2 protein-coding genes are annotated in these 2,617 nt (G+C 29.7%); both read left to right on the top strand.

Annotated elements, in window-relative coordinates:
* Positions 1–220 precede the first annotated feature (220 nt).
* The gene (locus tag H5187_RS23075) at positions 221–1,129 is read left to right on the top strand and encodes a DUF1837 domain-containing protein (protein ID WP_182798428.1); all 909 of its coding nucleotides are present in this window, start codon (positions 221–223) and stop codon (positions 1,127–1,129) included.
* Positions 1,126–2,523 (top strand): DEAD/DEAH box helicase, encoded by a 1,398-nt coding sequence (locus H5187_RS23070; RefSeq protein WP_182798427.1) that lies wholly within the window; start codon positions 1,126–1,128, stop codon positions 2,521–2,523. Before H5187_RS23075 ends, H5187_RS23070 begins: the two co-directional genes overlap by 4 nt.
* The last annotated feature ends 94 nt before the right edge of the window (positions 2,524–2,617 follow it).

The raw sequence follows: 2,617 nt of genomic DNA, 5'->3' as shown, positions 1-2,617 counted from the left end.
CGACGGCGAGATTATTTGGAAGGACTAGCCTATTTCGTACAGGTAGTAGTGCAAATCGATTGGAAAAATATGGATGTGAGTGATGTAATTGAAACTTAATAATTATTTTTGGGGATCCCTTAGATTGTATTGTATGTATTTTGTACTTGTAAACTGTTTGTATATTAGAAATAACAAAGGTTTAGCTTTTTCAAATATTAGAAGATGAGAATGTAAATTTATGGAATTAAGTATAAAAGACTTTGATTTTCTAGATAGTTTTGATCATTTAGGGGAGTATTTCTTGGATGAAAATAAGAAAAATAAGCTTGATTTATTTTCACTTAGAATTAATGCTAATGATTTTGATTATGAAAAATTACAAGCAAATCTTTTAGAACCTTTAATAGATTTTTCACTCTCAAGAGCTGTTAAAAATGAGTATCAAAATAAACCAGCCAAATTGAGTAGAGAGGCTCGTAGTAAATTTATAAATTATATTAACAATAAAGGTGAATTGGGAGAGCTGTTGTTGTACAGCTTTTTAGAGTCTCATTTAAAAGCACCTAAAATATTGTCTAAATTAGAATTAAAAACTTCAACGAGCCATTATGTCAATGGGGCAGATGGAGTACATTTTCTAAAATTAAAAAATGGTGATTATCAAATTATTTTTGGTGAATCAAAAACTGAAGCGGGAATTGTTAAAGGCATTACTGAAGCTTTTAAATCAATTTACCACTTTAAAAATGAGATAAATGAAAAGGGAAATAAAAAAAGTGGGTTGCCTTATGAACGGTCTCTAATTTCTCGCCAACTAGGTAACGAAACATTCTCCGAAGATGAAAAGAAATTTATCAAATCAATAATTTACCCATCGCGAAATGAAAGTTTCTATGTAGATGATGCTTTTGGTATTTTCATTGGTTATGAAATGAAAATTGATGATATTGACAAAAAATTACCAAACTCAGAATTCAGAAATAAGATTAAGTTGCAAATAATAAAAGAAGTTAAAAGTCGATTCGATCATATTTCAAATAAAATTGAAGAATATAATCTTTTTGGACATAATTTTTATATTTATTTCTTACCAATAACTAATTTAAATGAAAGTAGGCTCCAGATTCAGCAGGAGATTACCAAATGAACTTTTTAGAATCATTATCTAAAGAATGCCTAGAGGATGAATATTTCATTTATTTATTAGAAAAGGCAGAAATAATTAATGGGGAAAGCTTTTTCTCAATCGAAAATAGCACGCTTTCAGAAAAAGAATTCAGTGATCTATTAAGATTTTCAGATATTTTATCTAATTCAAAAAGTTCAGACGCATTAAATAAATCTTTTAAAATTATAAGTATTTTAATTGAAAGGTATAAGGAAAAAGATTACTTTTTAAGCTTTGCTAAGTCAATTCTTATAAAAATTGGTAACTTTCCTGCGATAAAGTTTCTTGAAGATAAGTATGAGTTTCAATGTGGTATGCCTATGGAAAGGTTTATTTCCAAAACTATCAAAGAAGATTATCAACGAATTCCTAATACAGATTTAACCTTTACTGATTCTCAGTTTGAAATATTTGAAAGGCTTAAGAACAGTAATCATTTTAGTTTTTCAGGACCAACCTCATTAGGGAAATCATTTGTTATAAGCTCTTTTATCCGATTCCTAATTAGTGAGCATAAGGAAACTGACAACATAGTTGTATTAGTACCAACTAGGGCTTTAATTAATCAAACAGTTAACCAACTGAAGTCTGAGTTCAAAGACGTAAAAAGCTATAAAGTTTTAGCTTATCCGAAAGTTCCCACATCATTCAAAGCCGCTGATGCAAGATTTATTTTTGTTTTTACGCCCGAGAGGTTGCTGGCTTATTTGAGTGATCACAGTAACCCAAAACTTGATTACCTATTCGTAGATGAGGCTCATAAAATAATCTCAATCAGAGACTCTAGAAGCCCTCTTTATTATCACGCTATTTTGCAAGCAGAAAAGAAAAGTGTAAAGCTGTTCTTCGCCTCACCAAACATTCCTAACCCAGAAGTGTTTTTAAAAATTTTTGAAAAAAGTAACGATGAAGCCTTAAGTATAAACAATTCCCCCGTATCGCAGAGCCGATATTTTATGGATTTTGTAAATAAGGAATGCACATTATTCACCGAACAAGGTAATGATATAAAAATACCATTGGATTTTTATGAAAAAGATTTTTTTTATTGGCTTATTAAGTTATCAAATAAAGATAAAAGTATTATTTATTGTAACTCTAAAAGAGATACTATAGATTTTGCATTAGAGTTTTCAAAAAAATTACCACCAAAAAAGAATGAAAGTTTAAACGAACTAATTTCAATAGTTCAAGATAATCTGCATGCCGACTATTTTTTGATTGATTGTCTAAAAAAAGGTGTTGGTTTTCACTTCGGCAATTTACCTCAAGACATAAGGGAAAAAGTAGAGATACTTTTTGCAAAAGGTGATGGTATTGATTATTTATTCTGTACATCAACCCCCCTGTGTCAGGATAGTTGTCGTCTCTAACTTTTAATAGAGGCAGATAAAAATGAGACGTCGATTTACACAAGAATTTAAAGTTCAAGCGGTTGAAAAAGCATTATCTCAATGTGATGATGTT

This window comes from Pseudoalteromonas sp. SG44-1 (genome assembly GCF_014164315.1).
GTDB lineage: Bacteria > Pseudomonadota > Gammaproteobacteria > Enterobacterales > Alteromonadaceae > Pseudoalteromonas > Pseudoalteromonas rhizosphaerae.
The sequence above is the reverse complement of the archived record's forward strand: the minus strand, read 5'-3'. Positions and strand labels throughout refer to the sequence as shown.

Coding starts and splice junctions, on each gene's coding strand:
- H5187_RS23075 (WP_182798428.1), top strand. CDS start 221: ATGGAATTAAGTATAAAAGACTTTGATTTTCTAGATAGTTTTGATCAT.
- H5187_RS23070 (WP_182798427.1), top strand. CDS start 1,126: ATGAACTTTTTAGAATCATTATCTAAAGAATGCCTAGAGGATGAATAT.